The following is a 23,716-nucleotide window of genomic DNA, read 5'->3' as shown; positions in this document are numbered from 1 at the left end:
CCGATCGACAGTCACACGAGTCGCCCGACGAACAGCCGCTCTCCAATCGCTCAGTTGCCGCACGGGCGTCGATCGACCAACGACCTAAAAAGGCCGATATGCCTGCGCCGGGCACCGGGCAGGTTTCGGAGTGGACCAGCCGTCCGAGTGGCCGGTCTGCGCGGCGGGCGAGCGGCAGAAATTGGCCGACAACGGGCAGAGCGCTGGCCGACAACGATCCGCCCGCGCAGACGCCTGGCTACAAGACGGATGTTGGAAAAGTGGACAAGCATATGAAACCGCGCAGACCTGCGCCAATTGCAGGCGCTGCAAGGGGCAAGGCCGCTGCTCGACCGATCCGTGTCCGACCTGCGGCGCCACACTGATCGATCACGCAGTCGGGGTAGCATGTCCGCCGTCGCCCATCGCTCGCGGGTCGTCGTGTTCCCGCGAAATGTCCTTGTTCGTTTAATCGCCCAGTCGCGAAGCGGCGATCAAGCTGTGCACCGCGCACGCGAGGACATAGCGCGCGATTGCGTAGCCCGAATGGTAGTAAGCGGAGAGCGCGGTGGCAATCAGCGGTGCAGGGCCGCCGGCAATGACGGAAGCCAACTGGTAGCCGAGCGATGCGTCGCTGTAACGCAGGCCGCCCCGTGAACGATTCAGCGATCAAGGCGGCTTGGGGACCATACATCAACACGGAAGAGGCACTGCTGCGTTCGCAGTTCGCCGGCGAATGCGACGCGTACTGTGCCCGTACATCGCGACTGACTCCCGCTACTGAAACGGATCCGTCACTGTGCGTTCGACGTGTCCCCGGCGATGCTTGCCGGCTCACATCTGCCGGAACAGGTGCGCGTATTGTTTGCTCACGGCAACCTCGCCACTGTGGCCGCGCAGCTTGAGCGACATTTTCCCTAACGTGCTGACGGATGCGCTTTCCACCTGGTCGACATTCACCACCGTGCTTCGGTGCACCTGGCAGAAGCGCGCCGGGTCCAGTTGCGCACACAGTTCCTTGAGGCTCGTGCGAATCAGCAGTTCGCCTGTGCGCGTCGTGACGACAACATATTTGTCGGCAGCCTCAAAGTACAACACCTCGTCCACCGGCACAATCCTGATGTCGCTTCCGCTGGATGCGCGCAGATAGCGTAGCGGCGCACTGCGTGCACTGTCCTGCGAGCGCAGTTGAACGTTGCGCGTGATCTGCTCCAGCTGACCGAGGAGCCGTTGCAGGTCCGCCTGCACATGCGCACCGGGCGCCGCATCCGATGGCGCGCGCGCAAGCAGCGTGCGTAACCTGTCGACTGTGCGCGCGAGCCGCGTGGCATCGACAGGCTTCAGAAGATAGTCGATGGCGGCGGCATCGAAGGCGTCCAACGCATACTGGTCGTACGCGGTTACGAACACGATCTGCGGCGGCGTCGCGAGATTCGCGCACGCGCGCGCAACATCGAGACCGGTCGCGCCCGGCATAGAGATGTCGAGGAACGCGACGTCCGGTTGCAATGCTCCGATACGCTCGATGGCATCGCGGCCGTTGCCGACGGTCGCGACTATCTGCAATGCTGGCCATGCCCGCCCCAACTCCCGCTGAAGCGCGGCCGCAATCGGCGGCTCGTCCTCGGCGATCAGCGCAGTCGGCGCGCGAGACATCTCCGGCGAAGGGGTCTTGCCGTCGTCATTCTGTGCCGCTGTGCCCGACTGGCGGATCTTCATGGCTTCTGATCTCCCTCCCGTCGATCAGCAACTTCCACCGGAAGCAGAACTCTCGCGACGGTACCGTGCGGCACGCTCTCGATGAGCGTCAGCGAAGCGCGTCCGCCATAGAGCGCTGCAAGACGTTCCCGCACGTTCGCAAGTCCGATGCCCGTGCCCTGCGTAGCCGGCGTCGCACCGAAACCGGGACCGGTGTCCGTGACCGTGAGTTCGACGTGCTGTTCGCCGCGCTTTGCCCTTAGCTCGACCCGACCACCTGCCACCGCTGCCTGAATACCGTGTTTCAGTGCGTTTTCGACAAGCGGTTGCAGCAGCATCGGTGGCACCGCGAGGTCCGCGCAATCGACAGGCAGATCGAGCGAATACGTGAGTCTCGGGCCGAGGCGCATCGCGTGCACGGCAAGCATCGAATCCAGCACCGCGAACTGATCCGCAAGCGTCTCGCTTTCGGCTCTCGACGCTTCCAGCGTTGCCCGCAAAAACCGGTTGAGGCTCCAGAGCAGTTCACGTGCACGTGGAGGATCGGACACGATGAGGCTGTCCAGAGTCGCGAGCGTATTGAACAGAAAGTGCGGTTCGATCTGCGCCTGCAATGCCTGCAAGCGGGCACGCAGCGCGGTTTTTTCGGCAGCTTCCTGTAGCCACGCAGTCCGGGCCACCTGCTCGCTCAGACCGGCGATCCGGGCTCGCGACCAACCATACCAGGTGACCAGCAGCGTTGCGACAAGTGCGATCCAGCCGGTCGTGGCGATGTCTTTGGCAGCGAACGTCTTGTCGATGTCGAGGCCCAGCAGCACGCTTGCGATGACGCGCCCGAGCGCGGCGCCAGCGATGATCGCGCCAACCATCACCACGGCCAGCCTTGGCGCAGTGAGCATGTTCTTCCGCTGAAGACGAAAGCGGCCGACGTGGAGCAGCAGCATGATCGATAGCCCGATCGCCTCGCTGAAGACGATGTTTTCCCCGAGGCTCTTCCCGATGCCGACCACGGTGAGGCCAGCCGCGATCACTGCGTTGCCGATGACGACGAGCACCGCTTCGCGGGCATACTCGGCCAGCAGTTGTTTCGTCGGGGTTGGCAACCCGGCGGACGCGTCGGGGAATTTGACGTTACTGCCAGGAATCATGCGATCCACCCCGTCACGATGATATTCAGCAGGCGGTGCGGCGTCGCCACTGCAGCGATACCGGCCACGACGAGACCAATAAACGACCCGCGCATGGCAAGCTGGTGACCGCGGACGTTGCCTTGCCGGATCGCCCATATCGCTCGTCCGACACTGACAAACGTCAGCAACGACAGCCCGTGCACCCACGAGAAATGTCCCGGGTTCAGTTCGCGGATGTCGAACGAGCTGAGCGCCGTGGCGAATATCGCCGCCGCCCAGAGACGGCCGAGCCACTTGTGGCGCGCCGTCCCCTTTTCGGCGAGAAGCACGGTGCTTCCGAGTATGACAGAAAGGGTTGCAGCGGCGATATGCACAGCGATGATGGCAGGCATGCTGGCTCTCCATGGCAGGATGAGCGGGACTCGATGCCTGCAGTCTGTGCGGCGGTCGGATTGTTTTCGAGGAGCATGCGACGAACGGACCTTATTCCGTCGCGAATGGTGTTGAAAGCGGCGCGAGGAGATGAGCGTTTGGGGGCTTCTGCGGGATATTCGTGTTCGCCGGCGACTCGCGCCGGGAGTTCATGCGGCGGGCATTAGACCTTGACCTTCAGTAGGTAAATGCTTACGCCGTTAGATTGATCACCCGACTTCCGAAGACGACCCGTTGCCATCATTCGTGTCGCTGCAACGAAAGCGACCGTTCTCAAATGCTTAACGGCCATTCACTTGCGCATGATGACTAAACACGTGGGTCACTTCGCACAGACAACGCACAACATGTGCTTGCTGATAGAACACAAACAAACGGTTGTGTCGCAGTGAGGGACGGGCGGTAGAATCCGGCTGATACAAAGTCGCTGGTGAGTGAATCGATGAAGATGCCGAACCCGGGGTTGGCCAAGGTGCTGAAGCGCCTGCATTATCCACTGGAGGTGATTCTGACGTGTGTGCGCTGGTACGTCGCGTATCCACTGAGTCTGCGTCATCTGGAGGAGATGATGGCCGAACGCGGAATCGAGGTCGACCATTCAACGGTACACCGCTGGGCCATCAAGATATTGCCGGTGCTCGAGAAGGCGTTTCGTCGCCACAAGCGCCCGGTCGGCAGGAGCTGGAGGATGGACGAAACCTACGTGAAAATCAGGGGTGAATGGCGGTATCTCTACCGGGCCGTGGACAAGGAAGGCAACACGGTTGATTTTCTGCTGCGTGCCAGACGGGACAAGATTGCAGCGCAACGCTATTTCGAGAAATCGATCAACCAGCATGGATTGCCGCAGACGGTGACGATCGACGGAAGCAGCGCTAATCTGGCTGCGCTCGAGGCGATCAACGCCGGACTCGAGACACCCATCAAGGTTCGCCAGACGAAGTACTTGAATAACATCGTCAAGCAGGACCACCGTGCCATCAAACGCATCGTCAAACCAATGATGGGTTTCAAGGATTTCCGTTGCGCACGCATCATCCTGTCGGGCATCGAAATCATGCACATGATCAGGAAGGGACAGATGAAAGATGCTGGAATCAAGCGCACTGCAGCCGAGCAGTTCTATTCTCTGATGGCATAAGCAGTCCTGATCGTCTATTCGTTTTTTCGCCCGGCTATCCTTATCGCGACACAACCACCGAGCGTCCGGTAAAAGTTGGGGACATGGTGAGTATCAGCGGTGTGGAGGGAGACATCCGGCGTATCAACGTGCGCGCGACAGAAATACAACTGGCAGACCGCTCGACAGTCATCGTCCCCAACTCTCATCTGATCTCGCAGAACCTGCGGAACGTAACGATGGGAGACCGTACCCAGGGTGTCACTACGCTCACCCTCACCTTTCCACTGGACATCGATCCCGAACAGGTCCGCGACCTTCTGCTGGGTGCCTATCAGGCGCATCCGACGATTCTCGACCATCCGGCGCCGTCAGTCATGTTCAGTCAACTGACGCCCGACGGCATTACGCTGAGCGTAACCGGCTATGTCGGCAGCCCCCGGATCACGGGGGATATCAAGAGCGATCTGCTGTTCGAGATCCTCAAGCGGTTACGTGCGGCCAGCATCCCGCTGTCGACGCCGCAGACGGTCATGGTCCGGAATCTGCCGGCGCACCACGCCGATACACGCCCCCGTCTCGAACGGGAACGATTTGTCGCCGGATAACGCAGATACATGATCTGCAAAACGAGACCCAGCTCGCCAAACGCCCAAGGAACGAGCTTCCGTCATGTGAGATGCACCAACCCAGTTGAAAGCGACCCGCCAGGCGAGTTGCTGACACCACGTACTCGCCACGTCGGGCGTGTCGGCCACTGCGGCCGCGACGTCCGATGTCGCTTCTCCGATACCCGCATATGGCAGACCTCCAGAAAGCCGTCCTGATCCGCTACTCCGCCGAACGCATGTTCGACCTCGTGACCGATGTAGCCGACTACCCTAACTTCCTGCCGTGGTGCGGTGGCGTCGAAATCCGGCACCAGGACGGAACGAGCGCGGAAGCACGGATCGATATTCGCTTTAAGGGTATTCACCTGCATTTCGCCACGCACAACAAGCAGCAGCGGCCGACTCGCATCGATATGGAGTTCACCGAAGGCCCTTTCAAGAAGTTCACGGGCTACTGGAACTTCATTCCTCTGCGCGAGGACGCCTGCAAGATCGAATTCGCGCTGCACTATGAATTCTCCAACATCATCCTGGAGAAGCTGATCGGGCCGGTGTTGAGCCACATCGCGAACACGTTCGTCGAATCATTCGTCAAGCGCGCGAGCGAACGCTATAGCAAGGGCTAGAATGGAAAAGACCTCTCGCCTGGACGGATTCATCGACGTCGAGGTCTGCTACCCACGGCCTCGACAGCAGAGCCTCATTGGTCCCGCCCGATCCGGAGGACTGGAGTTTTTTTGCGCCGCCGGGCGCTCAGCAACGAGAAAGCCATAAGCTGCCATGCGCAGCGTCGCGTGGTGATGAAAGCCGCGCCAGCTGCGCCCCTCGAAACGGCCCAGGCCGAGCTCCTGCTTGAGCTGCTGATAATCGCGCTCGATACGCCAGCGCAGTTTTGCGAGTCACACGAGTTCGTTGATTGGCGTGTCAGCCGGCAACGTACTCAGGAAGTACCTGGTCGGTTCACGTTCCCGCTTTTCGCCCTGCGTCGGAATGCGCACCTGCTTCTCGGTCGACAGGTCATAGAACAGCGCAGCGATGAAGGTTGCCAGCTTGATGCGGTGCTTTTCGATCGCGAGCGACTTCGAGACCGTCACGCGCTTCTCGTCTTCCAGCGCCTGCTGAAGCCGGCGCAGCATCATCGTCTTGCCGCTGCCGATGACGCCGCACACCGCGATCAGCCGCCCTTCGAAGATCGCACCCTTGATGTCCTTTATCAGTTGCTGGTGGTGCGTGGTCTCGAAGTAGCCGGCCTGATTCAGCGGTACCGTCGGCCGTAATGCTGCATCACTTCAACTCGCATGCTCTTCTCCTGACTTCCTGTGCCGGAAATAGTCTCGAACGCGCGCCAGTACGATCCGTCGGACCAGCGTGTCGGCCAGCACCTGGTCGATGAAGGCCCGATCCGGTGGCGGCAGTTTCGCGAGCGGTCGCCACATAGCCAACTAAAAAAAGTGCCATCCGGCCGGGGAGCTTCGATCGGCTCCATGGCAATGCCCTCTCGCCGCATAGTGGCTTGGGACGGCCCGGCCTCCGCCAAGTAAACTGGCCCCGAAAAAAGTGGAAACGACAAGTCAGCGCGTGAACTAGACTCAACTGGCCACAACGTCAAGAAGCCGCGTGGCCAATTGAGGTTAGACGAAAACGGTCATCTGCCTATCTGGTCCTCAATGGAGGGTTAACCATGAAGGTGGCTCTATTCATCCCGTCCTTCATCGACGCAATCTTTCACGAAGTTCGCGTAGCGACGCTCGAACGGCTCGGCTGCGAGGTTGCGTATCTACTCGACCAGACCTGTTGCGGACAACCGATGGGTAATAGCGGCTGCGAGCGGGACGCCGCGGCAACCGAAGCACTGTTCGTCAAGAACTTAGCGGACGTCGACTACATCGTCGCGCCCAGCGGCAGTTGCGTGCATCATGTGCGCCACCATCTGACCGCGATCGACCAGACGGCCGAGGTCAAGAAAGTGCGTAGCAATACGTTCGAGCTGGTCGAATTCCTGCACGACGTGTTGAAGGTCGACGCCTTCCCGTGGGCCGAATTTCCGCACAAGGTCGGCCTGCACAACCGCTCCGGCAGACATTCAGGGCGTACTGATACGCGGTGCGCAAGGTATACGCTCGCTGACCTTGTACCAATGGCCCGCAGCGTGCAAGCGGCTCGATCCAGCTAGTGATGCTTGCCCTGACGCGAAGTGAGCGGATGCGCCGGCCGTTTGACACGCTCGGGTGTTGCTCGCCGATATCGGCAGCGCCACCCCACGCGCAGAAAGTCCAGCGACCGGGATGCAGCGTCATGACGTCGCTACATCGAGCCTGAGCGCTGTAAATTGCCTGGAGCGGTTGCCATGAACCCGAGCGCATTGGATCTGTCGAGAATACAGTTCGCTTTCACCGTATCGTTCCACATTATTTTTCCGGCGCTAAGCATCGGCCTCGCGAGCTTTCTGGCCGTTCTGGAAGGCGCGTGGATCCGTACGCGCAAGCAGCACTACAAGGACCTTTGCGTCTACTGGGCCAAGATCTTCGCGGTCGGGTTCGGCATGGGCGTGGTGTCCGGTGTTGTCATGGCCTATCAGTTCGGAACGAACTGGGCCGGCTTCGCGCAGTTTGCCGGCCCTGTAACGGGCCCGCTACTGACTTACGAAGTCATGACGGCATTTTTCCTCGAAGCGGGCTTTCTCGGGATCATGCTGTTCGGCTGGGACAAGGTAGGTCGTAATGCGCATTTCGGCGCAACGCTGATGGTCGCCATCGGCACGCTGATCTCGACGTTCTGGATTCTTGCGTCCAACAGTTGGATGCAGACGCCACAGGGCATCACGGTGGAAGGCGGCCATGTTGTTCCAGTCGACTGGTTCAAGGTCATCTTCAACCCATCGTTCCCGTTCAGACTTGCCCATATGGCGATCGCGGCATTCATCGTCGGCGCCCTTGTGGTCGCCGGGACCGGCGCATGGCATCTGCTGAAGGGCCGACGCGATCCCGCCGTCAAGACCATGTTCTCGATGGCGCTGTGGCTGTTGCTGTTCCTCACGCCGATCCAGGCCTTGGTCGGTGACCAGCACGGGTTGAACACGCGCAAATATCAGCCGGCCAAGATCGCGGCCATCGAAGGGCTATGGGAAACCGAGAAGGGCGGGACCGCGTTGAACCTGGTCGGCTTTCCTGACATGAATGCAGAGGTGACTCGCTACGCTGTTCAGATCCCCCACCTTGGCAGTCTGATCCTGACTCACAGCTGGAGCGGCGAAATTCGCGGTCTCAAGGAATTCCCCAAGGAAGACAGGCCCGATTCGTCGATCATCTTCTGGACTTTCCGCCTGATGGCGGGACTCGGCATGTTGATGATCCTGCTGGCGCTCGTCGGCGCGCTGCTGCGGCGCGGGGGGCGGCTATTCGAGAGCAGGTGGTATCAGCGCTTCGTGCTGGTGATGGGGCCGACAGGCTTCATATCGCTGGTTGCGGGATGGATCACGACCGAAGTCGGGCGCCAGCCGTGGGTCGTGTACGGCGTGCTTCGAACTGCCGACGCCGTTTCGCCGGTTACGTCGCAGGGGGTCGGAGTCTCGCTGATGGCATTTGTCATCGTCTACAGCGTGGTGTTCGGAACCGGCATCTACTATATCCTGCGGCTCCTTCGGATGGGGCCTGAGGAGCCCGAGGAGGTGGACGCGCCGCGCAAGGCGGTGGTGCGGCCCGATGCCGACCACACGGGACGCAGGCCCTTGGCCGCGGCCGAGTAGCCGCGCGATCTTTCACGGGACGACAGGAGCCGAAAATGGGCGTCACACTTGCTTGGGCTGCGATCATCGCATTCGGGCTGTTCATGTATGTCGTGCTCGACGGGTTCGATCTCGGGATCGGTCTGATCTTCCCGTTCTTTCCCGATGACGCAGAGCGCGACATGATGATGCACGCGATCGCGCCTGTCTGGGACGGTAACGAAACCTGGCTCGTGCTGGGCGGGGCGGCGCTGTATGCGGCCTTTCCGGTCGTCTATTCGATCGCACTGTCCGCACTTTACTTGCCGATCGTCACCATGCTGGTATGCCTGATCTTTCGGGGCGTATCCTTCGAAATTCGCGGCAAGGCGACTCGCACGAAGAATCTCTGGAGCCTGGCGTTCTTTGCCGGGTCCGCGGGCGCATCGTTTTTTCAGGGCGTCATTCTCGGTACGTATTTGCGCGGCATACCGATCGCCAACCATACCTTTTCCGGCGACGCGTTTTTCTGGTTTCAGCCCTTCAACCTGATGTGCGGCCTGGGCCTGATGTCGATGTACGCCTTGCTGGGCGCATGCTGGCTCGTCATCAAGACGGAGGGGGATTTGCAAAAGCGGATGCATGAGCTCGCCTGGCCGCTGACGCTCGTGCTGCTGGTCTTTATGATCGCCGTATCCGTCTGGACGCCGCTGGCGGACGCGCAGATCGCGAAACGCTGGTTCGACCCGGGGCTGTTCCCCCAGTTGGTGCCGGTGCCGTTTCTGGTTGCGATCGTCGCATTGTTCATGTTTCGCGCAGTCAGGCGCCGCATGCATATTGCGCCGTTCATCCTCGCGCTGGCTCTCATTCTGCTGGGCTACATAGGTTTGCTGGTGAGCATTTGGCCTTACGCGATTCCCTACTCGCTCACCCTCGCTGATGCGGCGGCGCCCCGGTCGAGTCAGGTGTTCACGCTGGTAGGCGCCCTTGTGATCCTGCCGATCATCATTGCGTATACGACCGCGGGCTATTGGGTCTTCAGGGGAAAGCTCGCCCGCGGCGCCGAGTACCACTAGGAGCGCGCGATGCGGAACGAGAGCGTGGGCCATGCACCGGGAGCATCTCCGGAGCACGGCGGCGATACGAAACTTAGGCGCGTCTTCTGGTTCATCGTGCTGTGGTGTCTCGGTGTGGCGGGTGCCGGGCTACTCGCCCTTCCTTTCGAAATATTGATGCGTGTCGGCATGCACTGAGTCGCACGGCCGGCGACAAGTCCGCGAGCCGCACGACCGGAATGAATTTTACCCCCGACGAGCCGCTGACCGGCTTCTCGCAGGTCCGGTCTGGCCGCATCCTGACTCAGCGATCGTCTGCTTGGCCATGTTGCGCTCTTCTGCCCTTCGCGCCGTCGAAGCGGAGTTTCGCTGAGACTCCGCACAAGATTGAGTTTGCAAGTCTTCCCGTTCAAGACGCACTGAAGCAGGTGAAAGGGAATGGCGCACGCAAGATAGCAGTATTTGCCGATCCTGATTGCGGATATTGTAAGCAGCTTGAGACCACGCTGGAAGATGTGGGCAACATCACGGTCTACACATTTCTGTTTCCGGTGCTAACGCCGGACTCCGGACTCGGCGCTCAAGGCGCAAGCGATCTGGTGTTCTGCGGACCGTGCGACAGCATGGCGCTCCTGGACGCGGGATAACCGGGTACCAACCATGACAAGCGCGTGCGATACATCGGCTTTAAAGAGAAATGTCGCGCTCGGCAGGCAACTTAGTGTCACCGGGACACCCACGATTTTTCTCGAGAACGGCCGTCGCTTGTTCGGTGTATTGCTCGAAAGGGCTCTTATGTCGTTACCTTGACTCCTCAACAGCACTAAACCGGTAAGTTTTGAACCGGTGAGGGCCGTGTTTTTGTGGCATTACGACAAAGGTGGTCAAACAACTTTGAATCCATAGTTCGTCTAACTTCAAGCTAACGGCAGCGCGATCCCCATCGCATGAACACACTCATGCCGAGCGCTGTCATTTCAGCGGTGCTGCGCTCTGCTTTCCACCGATAGAAGGAGCTCCTTTTGTCCACGGAAACACAGCAGCAGGGCATACCTTGTTTCCCCCAATGAGTAGCCCGCAACCTCGAGCGCCACAGCAACTGACCGGCAACTCTTTCCGCAGAAGCATTGGCCATGCGCCGCCAGATACAAGCGCGGCGCCGGCGCTGACGGCGGCGGCCACGTGAAAATTCCCGCGCGCTTCGCAGCGCGTGTTGACGACGGGAAGAACTTCCGCGTATCGTCGTGCAAGCCACTCGCCACAGCGAACCGGAGGCCGCCCGGAATGCCCATCAATGTCGCCAACTGTCGTACCCTCCCGACCACGGTATCGACCGGCAACTTCAATGGCGGGGCGTTCGTGCCGCTGGTCAACGGCTTGCACCGCCACTACACGGCGGCGAACTGCCGGGTCAACCTTAATCCGGCGATGAATGTCGGCGTCGGCATTGCCGGCCTCACGAGCCTGAATCCGCAGGCCGCGCCCGCCGGTGACACCTATTTCCTACCGTTCGCGACCGACGAAATCACTTCGATGGTGCTCCCGCCGCCCGGCGGCGCAGGCGCGCCGCAGTCGTTTCTGACGACCAACCTGTCTGGCTGCATGGTCTACGTCGACAGCGTGCACGGCGTACCGGGGTCCATCGTCGTCTACCACGCGAACAACCAGTCCAATGCGCCCGGCGGTCACCTGGGCGGCTTGCAGCCGACGCTGGAACTGCCGGCTTGCACCGCTTACCTGAATAACCTGTACAACACCGCGCGCGGCCACCTTGCGGCGGCTCCTCTCGGGCTGAACCTGCTGCCGCTCGGCAACGTGGCCAAGCCGGCTTACAACGCAGGCGCGATGGTCGAGATCAACCGCAAGCTCGGACAGTCGCGTACGAACGTCGAGTTCACCGGCGGCACCATCGTGTTCGGCCACGCGAACGGCGCACACTGGGAACTCTTCTGGGCGAGCTACGGCAGTTGTGAATACGACCGCCCCGCCTATGCGCCCAAAGCCTGGTTCGGGCACGGCCACCGCAATCCGACGGGCAGTACCAATCCTAACTACCGGGTGCTCGGGTCGGCGCAATTCGTCTAGCCGGGGCCCGGGCGGAAAAGCACGCGAAGTGCAATTCACGCTCGTTGAGCGAATCGCTGCATTTCACACCGCACGCAGCTGCCTCAGCAGTATTGGTCACAGTGGGAAACCCGGGGCGGTTCAATCGGCCGTTCCCGACGCACATTGACGGTGCGCCTTTCATCGTTCGGCGGTAGTGCCGACGTTTCGAACGGCGGCTTTGTCGAAGTCCTGCAGTCCCATCGAAGTTTTGCTATCGCTCATCGGTCGCTCGGTTTTCTGTCTGTCAGCCCACCGCGACTGCTGAGATTTCTCAGTGCTACGCGAGGAGGCTCCGAAATGGCAGCAAAAATCAGCAAGAGCAACGTCATATCCCGATGTCACGCAGACCCTGCAGAAATTCGATCTGCTTGAACTGCAGCAATACACGCGCGAGAAAAGCTACTCAAACACGGCGAGCAAGGACTTTCACCTGTTCTACGTAGGACGTGACGACGTTCACGACATCCTGAAGTACGTCCTTTCCCGTGCAAGTGTCTCCCTGTACATGAACATGTTTGGATTTGACGACGACGAACTCAACGATATTCTCATGCAGCAAGCCCGTGACCCGAGCATCACCATGATGATCACCCTTGACAAGAGCCAGGCTGGCGGTGTTCATGAAAAGAAGCTTCTCGATTCCGATATCGCACAGGACCCTGCCAAATTCAACACGTACTTTGTGATCGGACAATCGGCTACCCATCAGATCAGTCACACGAAGGGATTCGTGGCCGATGGCAAGGTCGGCGGGGAGGGATCAACGAATTGGTCGGCGTCCGGCGAGGGGACGTTCGTTGTCAAGGGCAAGCCGGGCGGCCCAGGTTACAAGGCGCAAAACAACACGCAGACCATATTTACGGATCCCGACACTATCAATCGATTTCAGACAGAACTGATTGCTGAGCACATGATAGCGAAGGCGCAAGGAGCCGCAGCCACCACGGCGACCTCCACGGCCAGAGCGGGGGCTGCGGGCGCCAAGAAAGGTGCCGCGGCAGCCAAGGGCAAGTAATCAGGAAATTGTTCGATGTGTCGATGGCCGTCCCGGCGTGACCGAAGTCCGCGCGTGCCAGCGCTGGTCGCGGCGTTCGTCGCCGGGCAGGTGGTACCTGCAACGCTCCAAGGCGTCTCGTCGATCGGCGACATCGTGGATGCTCGTATGGCGCCTCACACTCTATAATCCATGCATTTCATATCGCGACTGCACGTGCGAGCCTGTGCCGGTGCCTAGTGGCGTCCGCCATGACCGCCGCTTTGGCCCCCGCCCTGCTCGAAGTGAGTGCTGCCACCGTGGAACCCATGGTGAAAGCCGTCGTCATGGTCAAAGTCGTGGAAGCGGTGGAAACCGCCGCCAAGGAATACGCATGGCTGGCCGCGAGACGGACACCCGGCATAGAACTCGCACGGATAACTCGGATACGCCGCGCACGTGTTGTAATAACCTGGCTCCGCAGCGCAATCTATCGCGCCAAGCAGCAGCATGGCAAACAGAACCTTTGCCTTCATGATGCAAACCTGCCATACCCCGTTCTCTCAATACTCACCACCATTATTCACAGCCAGTGGCATGGTGGTGGCGCCGTCATCGGATGGCATGTTGTGCGGGACAGGTGGCACGTTTTGCGTGTCCAGTGCCGCTGTCACGGTCCCTGATCGCCTATCCGCTGCCGCTGCATCGACAGAATGACTCAAGTTTACACCGTTCGATCCAGTTGATAACCAGACTTGTGGGTAAAGCTCAGTGTGGAAGGACGGGAATTGCCGTACCACGAGTCATTCTGGCCTTCAGGCACCACGGAACAATGAACAGCCGGTCACGTCTGGCGAGTTCCGCGACCGGCTGAGGTGAGGTCCTTCGTCTCGAACTTGAATCGATATCGTCAATGGGTCAGCGACATCGCGCTTCTGGAGTTGCCCAGGGGCGCGCTGCCGGCTATTGTCCGTGCTGCCCGGACGCTCGTTCCCTGGAGCCGCTTACTGGAGCGATGATCCCGAAGAGTCCATTTGTCTCCTTGTTAAGGACCTGCCGAGAAATACAGCGTGTCTGGACTCGAATTGCGCCCGCCACCGAGTGTCAGAGTCCACAGACCGTCGATAGCCAGTGGATTGCCGAACTCATTCTCCAACTGATCGACGAACGAGCCGTCATTGTCGAAGACATTGATTCGACCATCGCCGAAGTTGCCAACGAGAATCTTGCCGCTGAAGCGGCCGAACGCAAACGATGCGCGCGTGATACCCCACGGCGAGTCGAGCGTCCCTCAGCTTGCAAAGCGACGCAGCAGGCGGCCGTCGGTATCGAATACGTCGACGAATCCACGACCGCGGCTGCATCGTCGTCGTGCTTCTGTTTGTCCTGCTTCGCGTAGGTGACGAAAAGATCCCCATCGATGTTCGCGATACCAAAACGGGTCATAGCCGGCTGGGATGTTCGGGTCGGCGAAGCCACCGTCGGTCGTCGCGGGCGTGAACAGGCCGTCTGAACCGTTCGGCCCGAATACATCGATCCGACCCGAACGGAAGTTCGTCGCAAACAGGAATCCGCCTTGCGCATTCACTCCGAACACCAGCCCCTTGTAGACAGCCCCGTTGGCGGCGGAGGGATTGGACGAGTTATCGACCGCGATCACGGCGTTGTTCGCCGGATTCACCCACCTGCCCAAGCGGAAATCGTGCCATCTTCAGTTGCGAAGAGGAATACGGTCGGGGTATTGGTACCGGCTTTTCTCCGAAATGGAATTCACCATGCATCTATTACGATAAGTATTCTTCTCTCAATAGCAGCATTTCGTGGCGTAACCTGGGCGATGCGATCTACGCTAGAGAGCTGCTGACGCGGCCGCGCCGATACCGATCAGTCATTCCTGCAGCGCGCCGCAGCCACGCAACGCCATTAATATGCACTCTATATCTATCGACGCTTAATGCCCGGCGATGGTCTGCTCTTCACCCTGCGGGATTCCCTGTCTCCGTTCTTCTTTGGTCACTAGTCCATTGAACCAATGAAACTGCACTGATCTAATCGTGCAGGACAAAATGAATCTGAGTGAAACCGAGCGCGAAGAACTGATGTCGATGCAGCGCAGCCGCACGATGGCCGTTGGCCAGGTGAGGCGTGCGCGGTTGATCTTGCTGCCCGACGAAGGGGACTCGCGTGCGGCGATCATGGCGGAATTGCGTTGCGATTCGCGTTTCATTACAACGTGGCAAATGCGTTTCACCAGTGAGCGTTTGGCTGGCCTGTATGGCAGACATCCAGCCCGCGCGCCGCGACCTGACCTCGCCGGATGCGGCAACCCGCAAAGCGTGGCTCCGCCGAACTCAGGAGAAGCCGCCCGAAATCTGCCGATGCGCCGTCGTGGCCTGTGGCACAGCATCGTGGAATTGCTGGTGATGCACGAAGCCGAATACCTCGAACATTGCCGGCGTTACGCGCTGGAGAGGCCGTTGCGTACCTAGACCTGTATCCGCTGATCGTACGTCGTCGTACCCCGGTGTGCTACGAGGGGTAGCCGATCCAACCGAACAGCATGGCGAGCACGCGCGGATGCAGGCCACTCTGCGATGATCGGCGTGGCAGCCTTCGTGGTCTACTATTGCGCCCGATATGCGGCAAGACTGCGCTCCGCCTTCTTAACCGCCTTATCGATCGCCGTGCCAGGCTCCATGTTCCGCACTTCAGGTCGGGCGCACAGTGTCTCTTCGAGCCGCTCGCCTTATCCAGCAAGAACGGTCGCGCGCACAAGCTCGGTGACGGCCGTGCGATCACCGCGACGGACTTTTTGCGGCGTTCATGGCGAACCTTGTTCAACCCGTATCCGAACGGACCTGCGCTCACGACACCGTCGAAGGTAGTTGTAGGGAAAGAAAACTATAATGGCGCGGCCCGTTCACTTTCGGATCGGCCGCGTGATGTGTCCCTCTCATGCTGCGAAAGAGCATTGGGTGTCCGGCCTTCTGGCTTTGGACCCCTTCTCCGCTCGAGCCGATCCCCCTATACAGCCATGCATACCCAGCTCCGCTTTTCCTCCGCGGCTTTCGTGCTTGCGCTTGCGAGCGCACTGTCTGCGTGCTCGACACCGAAGCCGCTTTATCAGCAAGAACAGTTCGACGCAGGCGATAGCCCCTATATGCACAAGTTCGCCGCGAAGACGGAACCCGCCTGCGAAGCGGCCCGCCGTGCGTTGCTCAGCCAGGGGTATATCGCCAGTTCAACGAGGCCCGATTCGGTCGACGGCTCGAAAAATTTCCAGCCCACCGGCGATACGCACGCGGTGATCGAAATCCATGTGGTCTGTACCGCCGACGACACCAGAGGCAACAGCAGTACCGCGTACGTGAACGCGGTGCAGGATCGCTATGCGCTGAAGAAGAGCAACACGTCGGCGAGCGTCGGACTGAGCGTGTTCGGATCGCTGTCGCTGCCGATCGGCTCAAGCGATGACTCGATGGTGAAGGTTGCGAGCGAGACGATTCCTGCCGGCGTTTTCTATCAGCGTTTCTTTGCGCTCGTCGACCACTACCTGAAGGCCGACTCTGCTCAGGCTGGCGACATTGCCGCCGCGGCAGCGCCGAAGGAAGCGCTGCCGTCGATGAACGACGCCGTGCCACCTATCGGGGCAGCCCAGACGGGTAATGATTCGGAGAAAGCGACGAGCGCCAGGTAAGCGTCCACGGTATCGCGTGCCCGAACGTGTGCTCGAGCCGCGTTTTGTCCGCCCACTTTCCCCGCTAGCATCCAGCGACGAGGAGTCGAACCGCCTGACGTGCCATGTTGCCATGTACGGACCCGCCTGGCAGCACACGCGAGCCGCCGCGGTCGTCAGCCCGGTCGTAAAATTCGGCGCATAAACGGCGTCATGCTCGCGCTGTCCCAGTGCAGATCGGGCGGCCCTCGAAGTTGGGCCGCGACAAGTGTCCGGAACAACGCTCAAGCCTGCATCATATTGGCTTGCGGGCTCATAGGGTGCGACATCTCAGTGACAGCGTGCGAAGGCCCGAAGGAGGGAATCTCCGTCCTGCGTAATGCGAGGCCGCACCGTACCGCCGGCAAGTTGCTCCATGGCGACAAGCTGGCGTTCGAGCAATGTGTCAAGTTCCTGCCGCTGGGCAAGATGGTCGGCCGAGTCCCTGACGAGCATCAATGTCGCAAATTCATGGGCGCTGAGCATTCCTGTCTCCTGGTCGTTCGAGTGGGTGCCGTAGGGGATTGCGGCGGCTACTGACCTGTGGGTCGTGCCTGCCCGGCCAAGGTCGCTGTCGGCGACGCATTACCGATGGCGCGTCTGGCTGCGATTGGCAGCGGGGAGTTGAAGATAGAAGGAGGCTCGGGAGCGGAGCAATCCGGGTGGTCCCGCATATTGGACAGATTGAAGGGTCTTCCGCACGCGAAATAGCGTCACCCAGCTTCAACGCCGGTTGCCCCGCGTACAGTCGCGAGAGCACCAAACTGGCCTCACCTGATCAACCCGCCGCTCCGCCGGTCACGGTCGCTCCAGAACGGACACCGGGGACAGGTTTCGCCGTCCGGATAGTCGATGCCTTCCTCATGCGGGCACCCCATGATGCGATCGACGCCGACGACCGAACGCGCACCATGCTGTTCAATGAACCGGACGACTGCTTCGGTGATTTCCGGATCGGTTCTCGCATCTGACGTTTCACAGAACCACCGCTCAACAGGATCAGCATCCGCGCCTTCGTACGCGACGAGGCTGGGGGCACAGGCCGGGGCTTTGTGCCGTTTCCGCGGGCGGCTGTTCCTGTCTTCCATCGCGCCTACCCCCGCTTGCGACGTGCCACAGGTTTGTTTGCCGTCGCCGGTGACGCGGGTGTCGCAGATGGCTTGCCCGACGCGCCCGGCGTGCCCGGCGTGGCCGGCGGCCGCATGGGGCGCGTCAGTGCAGGGCGCGCCGCGGTTGGACGGGCAGACGCGGCCTTCGCTCGGGCCGGCCGGGCGTCGCGTGTATCCGCCTGCCGCAGTGCCGCCAGCTGTTGCTGCAGCGCGACGTTCGTGGCCAGCACGGCATCGAGCCGTCCCTGCAGCATGCCCGCCTGGTGACGCGCGTCCCCGATCTGCGCCCGCAGCACCTCGACCGCCCTGTGATGGTCCGCCTCGCGACTGTCGGCCCGCTTCACCGCGGCATCGAGGTCCTTCTGCAGCTTCGCGGCCGTACCCCGCTCGCGGTCGATCTCCAGCAGCGCGCGTTTTTCCGACGCCCGCAGGCGCTCTTCGGCGCGTTCCGCGCTCTCGCGCAGCTTCTCGAGATCCCGCGAGAAACCTTCGCGCACCTTGTCCAGTTCACGGTCGCGCACGAGCGCCTCGGCCTTGAGCCGGACGACCTCGGCCTCGCACGCCTGCCGCGCCGCGTGGCCCTCGGCCTGCGCCTTTTCCAGTTCGCGCACCTCGACCTGCGCGGCAAGGAGCGCCGCCGTGCGCTGTTCGAGCGCGGTCTCGACGCGACCCAGTTCGTCGCGGGCAGCAACGACCGACCGTTGCGCCTCAACGCGTTGCGCCTCGACCTCGTCGCGCAGCGCGTCGAGCGCGGCTTCGGCAGAGGCGGTTGCGCGGGTCCAGAGCGCCGCGACCAGTTCGCCGGCAGCCGGCCCCAGATCGGCGGGCAGGTCGGGGTGTTCGATGCGCACCCGGCTCTTTTCGCGCAGTTCGGCCCAGAATTCACCGAGTACCTGGGTCGGCGTGCTCATGCTGCCCCGCTTCACCAGCTGGTAGAGGCGGTTCGCGGTCGGCGTGATCCCGAAGCGGAAGAACAGTAGCGCGCAGACCTCGCGGTACAGCTCGCGCGTCTTCGGGATTTCGGCCTTCAGACGGTCGATTTCAGCGGCGAGACGGGTTTCGACAGGGAGGGCGTCGGCCATGGAAGCATGCTGGTGTGGAATCTGATAAATGATACAACGTAATACAACGTAAACCGCCCCATATCTAACGCATCAACGACCATATTTTGACATTACGGCTATAATGTTGGAAATTACCACGCAGGACCGTCTACCATTGCGCGCCTCGACGCGCCCCCCGGAAAAGCTCACCTTCATGTCGACTTCGGCCGCCCGCAGCGGCGTCGCGCTGCAACCCGCTCCGCTCGAAACGCTCGCTATCCCTGCGGCGCTTGACGGTCGCACGGGATCGAACCGCGCGATCGGCGGCCATGCGCAGATTGCCGCGGCAAATGACCTGGAGGCAATACAGGCATGGCTCGCGCGCTTTGCCGACAAGCCGGCGACCTTCGACAGCTACCGCAAGGAAGCCGAGCGGCTGCTGCTCTGGTCGCTCGTGCAGCCAGGCAAACCGCTGTCGTCACTCACCCACGAGGACCTTGTCCGCTATCAGCGCTTTCTCGCAGACCCGCAGCCCGCCGCAACATGGGTCTCGGGCAGGGGTCGCAAGCATCCGCGCGGCGACGCGCGCTGGAGACCTTTCTACGGCCCACTGTCCCCTGCCAGCACCCGGCAGGCGATGGTCATTCTGAACGTGCTGTTTTCATGGCTGGTGCAGGCGGGGTATCTGGCCGGCAACCCGCTCGCGCTCTCGCGCCAGCGTGTGCGGCATGCCGCGCCGCGCATTGCCCGCTATCTGGAACCGGGCCTCTGGCAGGAGGTAAAGGACTACATCACGTCGATGCCACAGGATACGGCCCGCACCCGCGCGCACCATCACCGCGTGCGCTGGCTCTTTACGCTGCTGTATCTGGGCGGCCTGCGCATCGCCGAGGTCGGTGGCAACACGATGGGTCAGTTTTTCGTGCGGCGCGATGCGGATGGCATGATGCGCTGGTGGCTGACCGTACACGGCAAGGGCGACAGGGAACGGCTGGTACCGGCGACGCGCGAACTGATGACCGAGCTCAGGCGCTACCGGCAATCGTTCGGGATGACGGCCCTGCCCTCACCCGGTGAGGCAACGCCACTTGTGCTCCCAATCGGAAGTACGGCGGGACAAACCGCAGGAAGCAGGACGGAACTCGCCCGCAGCAACGCTGACGGTCGATCAAACGCACCGCTCACGCGGGCCGCGCTGCACGCGATCGTGAAAAACGTGTTTGCAGGCGCCGCCGACCGGCTGCGTGAACGCGGCGGAGAATTCCTGTCACGCGCGGACCTGCTCCAGGCGGCGTCTGCTCACTGGCTGCGACATACTGCCGGTTCGCACATGGCCGACCAGAAAGTAGATCTGCGCCTCGTGCGCGACAACCTCGGGCATGCATCGCTTACTACCACCAGCGTGTATCTTCATGCTGACGACGATCGCCGGCATGATGAAACCGATGCGAAACACCGCATCGGCTGGTGAGGCCGGTGACTTTTCGTATTGCGGATGTCAGCGCCCCGGCGCAGTACAGCACAGCCGTCCCATATTCAGATTGCATCGCCTGTGCAAAAATGCTCTTAACGCTTCTTGAAGCGTCGTCCCTGACCGGTTATGGAACTCCTCGACCTTGAACCGCAAGTGCTCGCGGATCGCCGCGGAGTGGCCTTCGGCCTCCCCCATCAGAGCACGGTTGGATGCGTCATTACCATCCGGGCGCTGGAAGCCTGCTTCTGGCTTGAACCGCAGGCCAGCGACGCGCGGATCCTGAAGACATTTCGTGACGGTTACAGCCGCATCCGGGCCATCACCGAACGGAAGCTGCTCGCCCATCCGACCACAACGCTTGAACTGACACCGACCGACTTCGTGCATCGCCAGGCGCAAGACGGCAGGCGAATGCGCACGCGACGCGGCGCTTAGGTGGCGCCCAGATTCGCGCTTTGTGCGCGGGCGGGAGAAGAACGAGCGGCGCAGCCTCGCTGCGGCGCCCGACGCCCGACGCCCCGCCATGTTGCCGGCTGCACAGGGAAATCGCGCAAATCGGCGAGACCGCATCGCTGCGCACGTCCTCTCTACTGGTGCACGGTGCACGGCCTTGGCCGCCCATTCGACCTGGCGCAGTGCTTCAGCTGCGGCGGGCGGCCGAAGTAAAGTTCATCGCTGCGCGACGCGCTATACGTCGCGAGCTCTGATCCTGCGGACGGGCAATCAGCGCGGCCTTGCCTGCACCCGGAGCGCCGAAGAAACCTGGCATTACGCCATCACCGGCCACCGGGAATTTCATCAATCGCATCATTCGGTCAACGGCGACGGGTCTTTATTCGGGCAGGCGTCAAACGCGTCTCTCACCGGTTACGTCTTCATCCGCGCTGTAGACGGTCAATCCTTCTACTGGGTCCATCGGTGCGTCCCACGGGCGCGCGGCAATGGCCCGCATTGCTGCTTCATAGCCCGCGCGCTGTCGGGAAGCAATGCCGGCTGGGGTGAAATCGATATCCTTCAACTGGTCGTCCCCGTCCAGGCGGGGCGCAGCAAGTTTGATCATACGCATGGTGGTCTGGCACCCCCAGGCGGCAAGCTCCTGGACTTCGGACGAGGCGCGCTCGGCTTCCGGCAAGCGCTTAACCAGTTCGCGGATCACATGGCGGAGACGGTGTATCTGCTGCTGACGCGCGATGTGACTGTCGGTGCGACTGGCGTACTGGATGTCCTTTTGCCGCTCCGAGATCTGCCATATGCTTTCCGGCTCAGGGCCGATCGGGTTCCACACTTGTACCGAGAAGATGACCGAACTCTTGCGGGGCTTGTCATCCAGCACCACCTCGACCGGGGTGTTGGAATAAACGCCGCCGTCCCAATACGGCTCTCCGTCAATCCGCACGGCCGGGAACGCGGGTGGCAGCGCGCCCGAGCTCATGATGTGCGAGGCATTCAGCCGTTGGTCGCGCGAGTCGAAGTAGCGCATCGCGCCCGTGCAGGCGTGAACTGCGCCCACGGTCAGTCGCGGATGCCCGGCGTTCAGCAGATCGAAGTCGACCAGCGAACAAAGCGTATCGCGCAACGGCGCAATCAGGTAATACGACGCTCGATCCACGCCGAGCCGGGCGAGCGGTCCGAGCCAGGATGCCGGATTGGGCTGGAAGAATCCCTCGATGCCGCCGCCGATGATCATCCATTTTGCAAAGATCTTGTCCCAGCCAGGCCAGGCAGCAGGCACGTCCAGGCGGGTGCGGTCGGTCACCTGGTTCCAGAATTCCTCCAGCCGTCGACAACGGTGCTCCGGTGGATTCCCGGCGATCAAGGCTGCGTTGATCGCGCCAATGGAGGTGCCGATCACCCAATCCGGCTGTATGCCCGCTTCGTCCATCGCCTGATAGACACCAAGCTGATACGCGCCCAACGCGCCACCACCCTGAAAGACGAGTACGACTTGCCCGGGCAACTCTGTGCGCGCTGGCTGGTTCACTCTCATCGATTGCCTCGCTGATCTTTTCCGTAGCGCGACCTGAGTAAGGCGCCCCACGCGCAGTTTCACCGTTGGGGGTAGCGGTGCGCGGGGCGAGCGCGAATCGATCGCCAGGATGGGATCCTGTTTCCTTGGCGTTGCGTGACGACGTGCGACGATGGGACCCGAATGCCATTAGCAAGTGTAGGCGATCGACGCACGCTGACCTCCATTTCATCTGGCGACCAAGCGCGCTCAACCTCCGGTACCGGCGACATCCGACCCGCTTGATACTGTCGCGAAACGAGGTCTTACAATCGAAACCTGTCCCGCGCGGGGCGATGCTTCGCCAGGCCTGCCCCGGCCAGAGCGGAACAGGAGACATGCGCATCGCGGTTACTCGCCATCGCGATGGGAGGAACGCTGACCGACGAGGCGGCACAGGACTGCAAGGAGGCTACGCGATGCTCGCACTCTTTACCGATTTCGGGGCCGACGACTTCTATGTCGGACAGGTAAGGGTCGCCTTGCTGCGACATGCGGCAGCCGGTACCCCCATTATCGATATGCTGCATACTGCCCCGAACTACGACTCGCAGGCAGGCGCGCATCTGCTCGCGGCGCTTGCGCAGTGGTATCCGCCGGATTGTGTCTTCCTGGCCGTGGTCGATCCCGGCGTGGGCGGCGAGCGGGATGCCGTCGTGCTGCAAGCCGACGGGCAGTGGTTCGTCGGGCCGGACAACGGGCTGCTCTCGGTCGTGGCGGCGCGCGCGGCGCGTACCCTGACCTGGCAGATTACATGGCGTCCCGCCGCGCTATCCGCCTCATTTCATGGTCGTGACCTGTTCGCCCCGATGGCAGCATGGATCAGCCGCGGCGAGTTGCCTCCCGACAAGCTCGTTGAGAGGACAGGCTTGCGCGTGCACCTGGATGCAGACGATTTCGCCGAGGTCGTTTACGTCGATCACTACGGCAATGCAATGACGGGGCTGCGGGCCGGAACCGTGCCGAGAACTGCACGGCTAAGCATCGCAGATACCGGTGTCGAATATGCCCGGGTCTTTTCCGATGCAATGGCCGGTCAAGCCTTCTGGTACGAGAACTCAATCGGGCTCGTCGAGATCGCCGTGAATCGCGGCAGCGCCGCGACGCAGCTTGGCGTACGTGTCGGAGATCCCGTCCGAGTGAACGGGGGCGGTGAATCGCCGACATAGCGCCAGGAAAATACGCTGGTGTCCCGAAGGCTGAAATGCTGTTTGTCCTCGAGGCGGTTCCTGAGGAGCAGCGGGGAACCCGGAGGCGGCACATCTCGGGATGACAATCGAGAAGCGCCGTCAGCAAACATGCGGCAGTCTACGCGAAAGGCATAAACCGACCCAGGTCGTGTGGAAACCCGATGGAATTTCAATGCGGCGCGTGACCCTGATCCAGCGACGCGTTTGACTGCCTTTACGGCTATCACGGCGTCGACGAGAAGGTGAATAGAGAACGACAATTACCTTGGTCGGTCCTTTGACAATTACCTTGGCCGGTGGTGAGGAGTCGGAGGCGGCGTAGCCGCCGGAGACGACGAACCGCCGGCGGCGCCGGAAGAGCGGGGTTTTACGA

19 protein-coding genes and 8 pseudogenes are annotated in these 23,716 nt (G+C 61.5%); 15 read left to right on the top strand and 12 right to left on the bottom strand.

Features of this window, described 5'->3' with window-relative positions; translation table 11 throughout:
* Positions 1-369 precede the first annotated feature (369 nt).
* From HDG32_RS36890 to HDG32_RS34420, 4 genes and pseudogenes are all read right to left on the bottom strand, one after another.
* Positions 370-676, bottom strand: a pseudogene (locus tag HDG32_RS36890) (MFS transporter); the annotation flags it as partial.
* Between the two features lie 137 nt (positions 677-813).
* Positions 814-1,635: a LytTR family DNA-binding domain-containing protein gene (locus HDG32_RS34430; protein WP_260336706.1), complete on the bottom strand. Its 822-nt coding sequence runs from the start codon at positions 1,633-1,635 to the stop codon at positions 814-816.
* A 59-nt stretch (positions 1,636-1,694) separates the two neighbouring features.
* Positions 1,695-2,825 carry a sensor histidine kinase gene (locus HDG32_RS34425; protein WP_260336705.1) on the bottom strand — a complete coding sequence of 377 codons (1,131 nt, stop codon included), beginning with the start codon at positions 2,823-2,825 and terminating at the stop codon, positions 1,695-1,697.
* The gene (locus tag HDG32_RS34420) at positions 2,822-3,199 is read right to left on the bottom strand and encodes a DUF2306 domain-containing protein (RefSeq protein WP_184074112.1); all 378 of its coding nucleotides are present in this window, start codon (positions 3,197-3,199) and stop codon (positions 2,822-2,824) included. The genes HDG32_RS34425 and HDG32_RS34420 overlap by 4 nt, the downstream gene beginning before the upstream one ends.
* A gap of 482 nt (positions 3,200-3,681) precedes the next feature.
* Between HDG32_RS34420 and HDG32_RS34415 the strand changes: the two genes are divergently transcribed.
* The 3 genes and pseudogenes from HDG32_RS34415 (at position 3,682) to HDG32_RS34405 (ending at position 5,596) form a co-directional block, all read left to right on the top strand.
* On the top strand, positions 3,682-4,380 hold the full coding sequence (locus HDG32_RS34415; protein WP_184074110.1) for an IS6 family transposase: 699 nt from the start codon (positions 3,682-3,684) through the stop codon (positions 4,378-4,380).
* A gap of 56 nt (positions 4,381-4,436) precedes the next feature.
* Positions 4,437-4,967, top strand: a pseudogene (locus HDG32_RS34410) (mechanosensitive ion channel family protein); the annotation flags it as partial.
* 191 nt (positions 4,968-5,158) lie between these two features.
* Positions 5,159-5,596, top strand: coding sequence for a type II toxin-antitoxin system RatA family toxin (locus HDG32_RS34405; protein WP_184074109.1), 438 nt, complete (start codon positions 5,159-5,161; stop codon positions 5,594-5,596).
* Between the two features lie 48 nt (positions 5,597-5,644).
* On the opposite strand, the pseudogene HDG32_RS34400 reads toward HDG32_RS34405, so the two are convergent.
* Positions 5,645-5,938: pseudogene (locus tag HDG32_RS34400) on the bottom strand (transposase); the annotation flags it as partial.
* 713 nt (positions 5,939-6,651) lie between these two features.
* Here HDG32_RS34400 and HDG32_RS34390 point away from each other — a divergent pair.
* The 7 genes and pseudogenes from HDG32_RS34390 to HDG32_RS34360 all read left to right on the top strand — a co-directional run.
* Positions 6,652-7,038: pseudogene (locus HDG32_RS34390) on the top strand (heterodisulfide reductase-related iron-sulfur binding cluster); the annotation flags it as partial.
* Between the two features lie 279 nt (positions 7,039-7,317).
* On the top strand, positions 7,318-8,715 hold the full coding sequence (locus HDG32_RS34385; protein WP_184074107.1) for a cytochrome ubiquinol oxidase subunit I: 1,398 nt from the start codon (positions 7,318-7,320) through the stop codon (positions 8,713-8,715).
* Positions 8,716-8,750: 35 nt separating this feature from the next.
* Entirely contained in the window at positions 8,751-9,749 is a 999-nt protein-coding gene (gene cydB / locus HDG32_RS34380; RefSeq protein ID WP_184074106.1) for a cytochrome d ubiquinol oxidase subunit II, read from the top strand.
* Between the two features lie 359 nt (positions 9,750-10,108).
* Positions 10,109-10,538 (top strand): annotated as a pseudogene (locus HDG32_RS34375) (DsbC family protein); the annotation flags it as partial.
* Positions 10,539-11,012: 474 nt separating this feature from the next.
* On the top strand, positions 11,013-11,813 hold the full coding sequence (locus tag HDG32_RS34370; protein WP_184074105.1) for a hypothetical protein: 801 nt from the start codon (positions 11,013-11,015) through the stop codon (positions 11,811-11,813).
* Between the two features lie 295 nt (positions 11,814-12,108).
* Positions 12,109-12,849, top strand: a complete 741-nt coding sequence (locus HDG32_RS36885; protein WP_311540551.1) for a hypothetical protein — start codon at positions 12,109-12,111, stop codon at positions 12,847-12,849.
* A gap of 230 nt (positions 12,850-13,079) precedes the next feature.
* Positions 13,080-13,490, top strand: coding sequence for a hypothetical protein (locus HDG32_RS34360; RefSeq protein WP_184074104.1), 411 nt, complete (start codon positions 13,080-13,082; stop codon positions 13,488-13,490).
* A gap of 280 nt (positions 13,491-13,770) precedes the next feature.
* Here HDG32_RS34360 and HDG32_RS34355 read toward each other — a convergent pair.
* Positions 13,771-14,538: pseudogene (locus tag HDG32_RS34355) on the bottom strand (TIGR03118 family protein); the annotation flags it as partial.
* Between the two features lie 335 nt (positions 14,539-14,873).
* Here HDG32_RS34355 and HDG32_RS34350 point away from each other — a divergent pair.
* Both HDG32_RS34350 and HDG32_RS34345 read left to right on the top strand, forming a co-directional pair.
* Positions 14,874-15,122 (top strand): annotated as a pseudogene (locus HDG32_RS34350) (helix-turn-helix domain-containing protein); the annotation flags it as partial.
* 719 nt (positions 15,123-15,841) lie between these two features.
* Positions 15,842-16,447 (top strand): annotated as a pseudogene (locus HDG32_RS34345) (DUF2242 domain-containing protein); the annotation flags it as partial.
* 366 nt (positions 16,448-16,813) lie between these two features.
* On the opposite strand, the gene HDG32_RS34340 reads toward HDG32_RS34345, so the two are convergent.
* The 3 genes from HDG32_RS34340 to HDG32_RS34330 all read right to left on the bottom strand — a co-directional run bounded on the left by HDG32_RS34340 (position 16,814) and on the right by HDG32_RS34330 (position 18,713).
* Positions 16,814-17,008 (bottom strand): hypothetical protein, encoded by a 195-nt coding sequence (locus HDG32_RS34340; RefSeq protein ID WP_184074102.1) that lies wholly within the window; start codon positions 17,006-17,008, stop codon positions 16,814-16,816.
* Positions 17,009-17,292: 284 nt separating this feature from the next.
* Positions 17,293-17,610, bottom strand: coding sequence for a hypothetical protein (locus HDG32_RS34335; RefSeq protein ID WP_260336701.1), 318 nt, complete (start codon positions 17,608-17,610; stop codon positions 17,293-17,295).
* Positions 17,611-17,615: 5 nt separating this feature from the next.
* Complete coding sequence (locus HDG32_RS34330; RefSeq protein ID WP_184074100.1) at positions 17,616-18,713, bottom strand: DNA-binding protein; 1,098 nt, start codon at positions 18,711-18,713, stop codon at positions 17,616-17,618.
* Between the two features lie 175 nt (positions 18,714-18,888).
* On the opposite strand from HDG32_RS34330, the gene HDG32_RS34325 reads away from it, so the two are divergent.
* Both HDG32_RS34325 and HDG32_RS34320 read left to right on the top strand, forming a co-directional pair.
* Entirely contained in the window at positions 18,889-20,145 is a 1,257-nt protein-coding gene (locus HDG32_RS34325; protein WP_184074145.1) for a tyrosine-type recombinase/integrase, read from the top strand.
* Between the two features lie 129 nt (positions 20,146-20,274).
* Positions 20,275-20,583, top strand: a complete 309-nt coding sequence (locus HDG32_RS34320) for a DUF1488 family protein (protein ID WP_184074098.1) — start codon at positions 20,275-20,277, stop codon at positions 20,581-20,583.
* Positions 20,584-20,788: 205 nt separating this feature from the next.
* Here HDG32_RS34320 and HDG32_RS34315 read toward each other — a convergent pair whose 3' ends face one another.
* Both HDG32_RS34315 and HDG32_RS34310 read right to left on the bottom strand, forming a co-directional pair.
* Positions 20,789-20,947 carry a hypothetical protein gene (locus HDG32_RS34315; RefSeq protein WP_184074096.1) on the bottom strand — a complete coding sequence of 53 codons (159 nt, stop codon included), beginning with the start codon at positions 20,945-20,947 and terminating at the stop codon, positions 20,789-20,791.
* A 48-nt stretch (positions 20,948-20,995) separates the two neighbouring features.
* Positions 20,996-22,135: a patatin-like phospholipase family protein gene (locus HDG32_RS34310; protein ID WP_184074094.1), complete on the bottom strand. Its 1,140-nt coding sequence runs from the start codon at positions 22,133-22,135 to the stop codon at positions 20,996-20,998.
* A 437-nt stretch (positions 22,136-22,572) separates the two neighbouring features.
* Between HDG32_RS34310 and HDG32_RS34305 the strand changes: the two genes are divergently transcribed.
* Positions 22,573-23,322, top strand: a complete 750-nt coding sequence (locus HDG32_RS34305) for an S-adenosyl-l-methionine hydroxide adenosyltransferase family protein (protein WP_184074091.1) — start codon at positions 22,573-22,575, stop codon at positions 23,320-23,322.
* 120 nt (positions 23,323-23,442) lie between these two features.
* On the opposite strand, the gene HDG32_RS36045 is transcribed toward HDG32_RS34305, so the two are convergent.
* A partial coding sequence (locus HDG32_RS36045; protein ID WP_221307959.1) for a hypothetical protein occupies positions 23,443-23,716 on the bottom strand: 274 nt, incomplete at its 5' end.

This window comes from Paraburkholderia sp. CI2, assembly GCF_014201055.1.
Classification (GTDB): Bacteria; Pseudomonadota; Gammaproteobacteria; order Burkholderiales; family Burkholderiaceae; genus Paraburkholderia; species Paraburkholderia tuberum.
The sequence above is the reverse complement of the archived record's forward strand: the minus strand, read 5'-3'. Positions and strand labels throughout refer to the sequence as shown.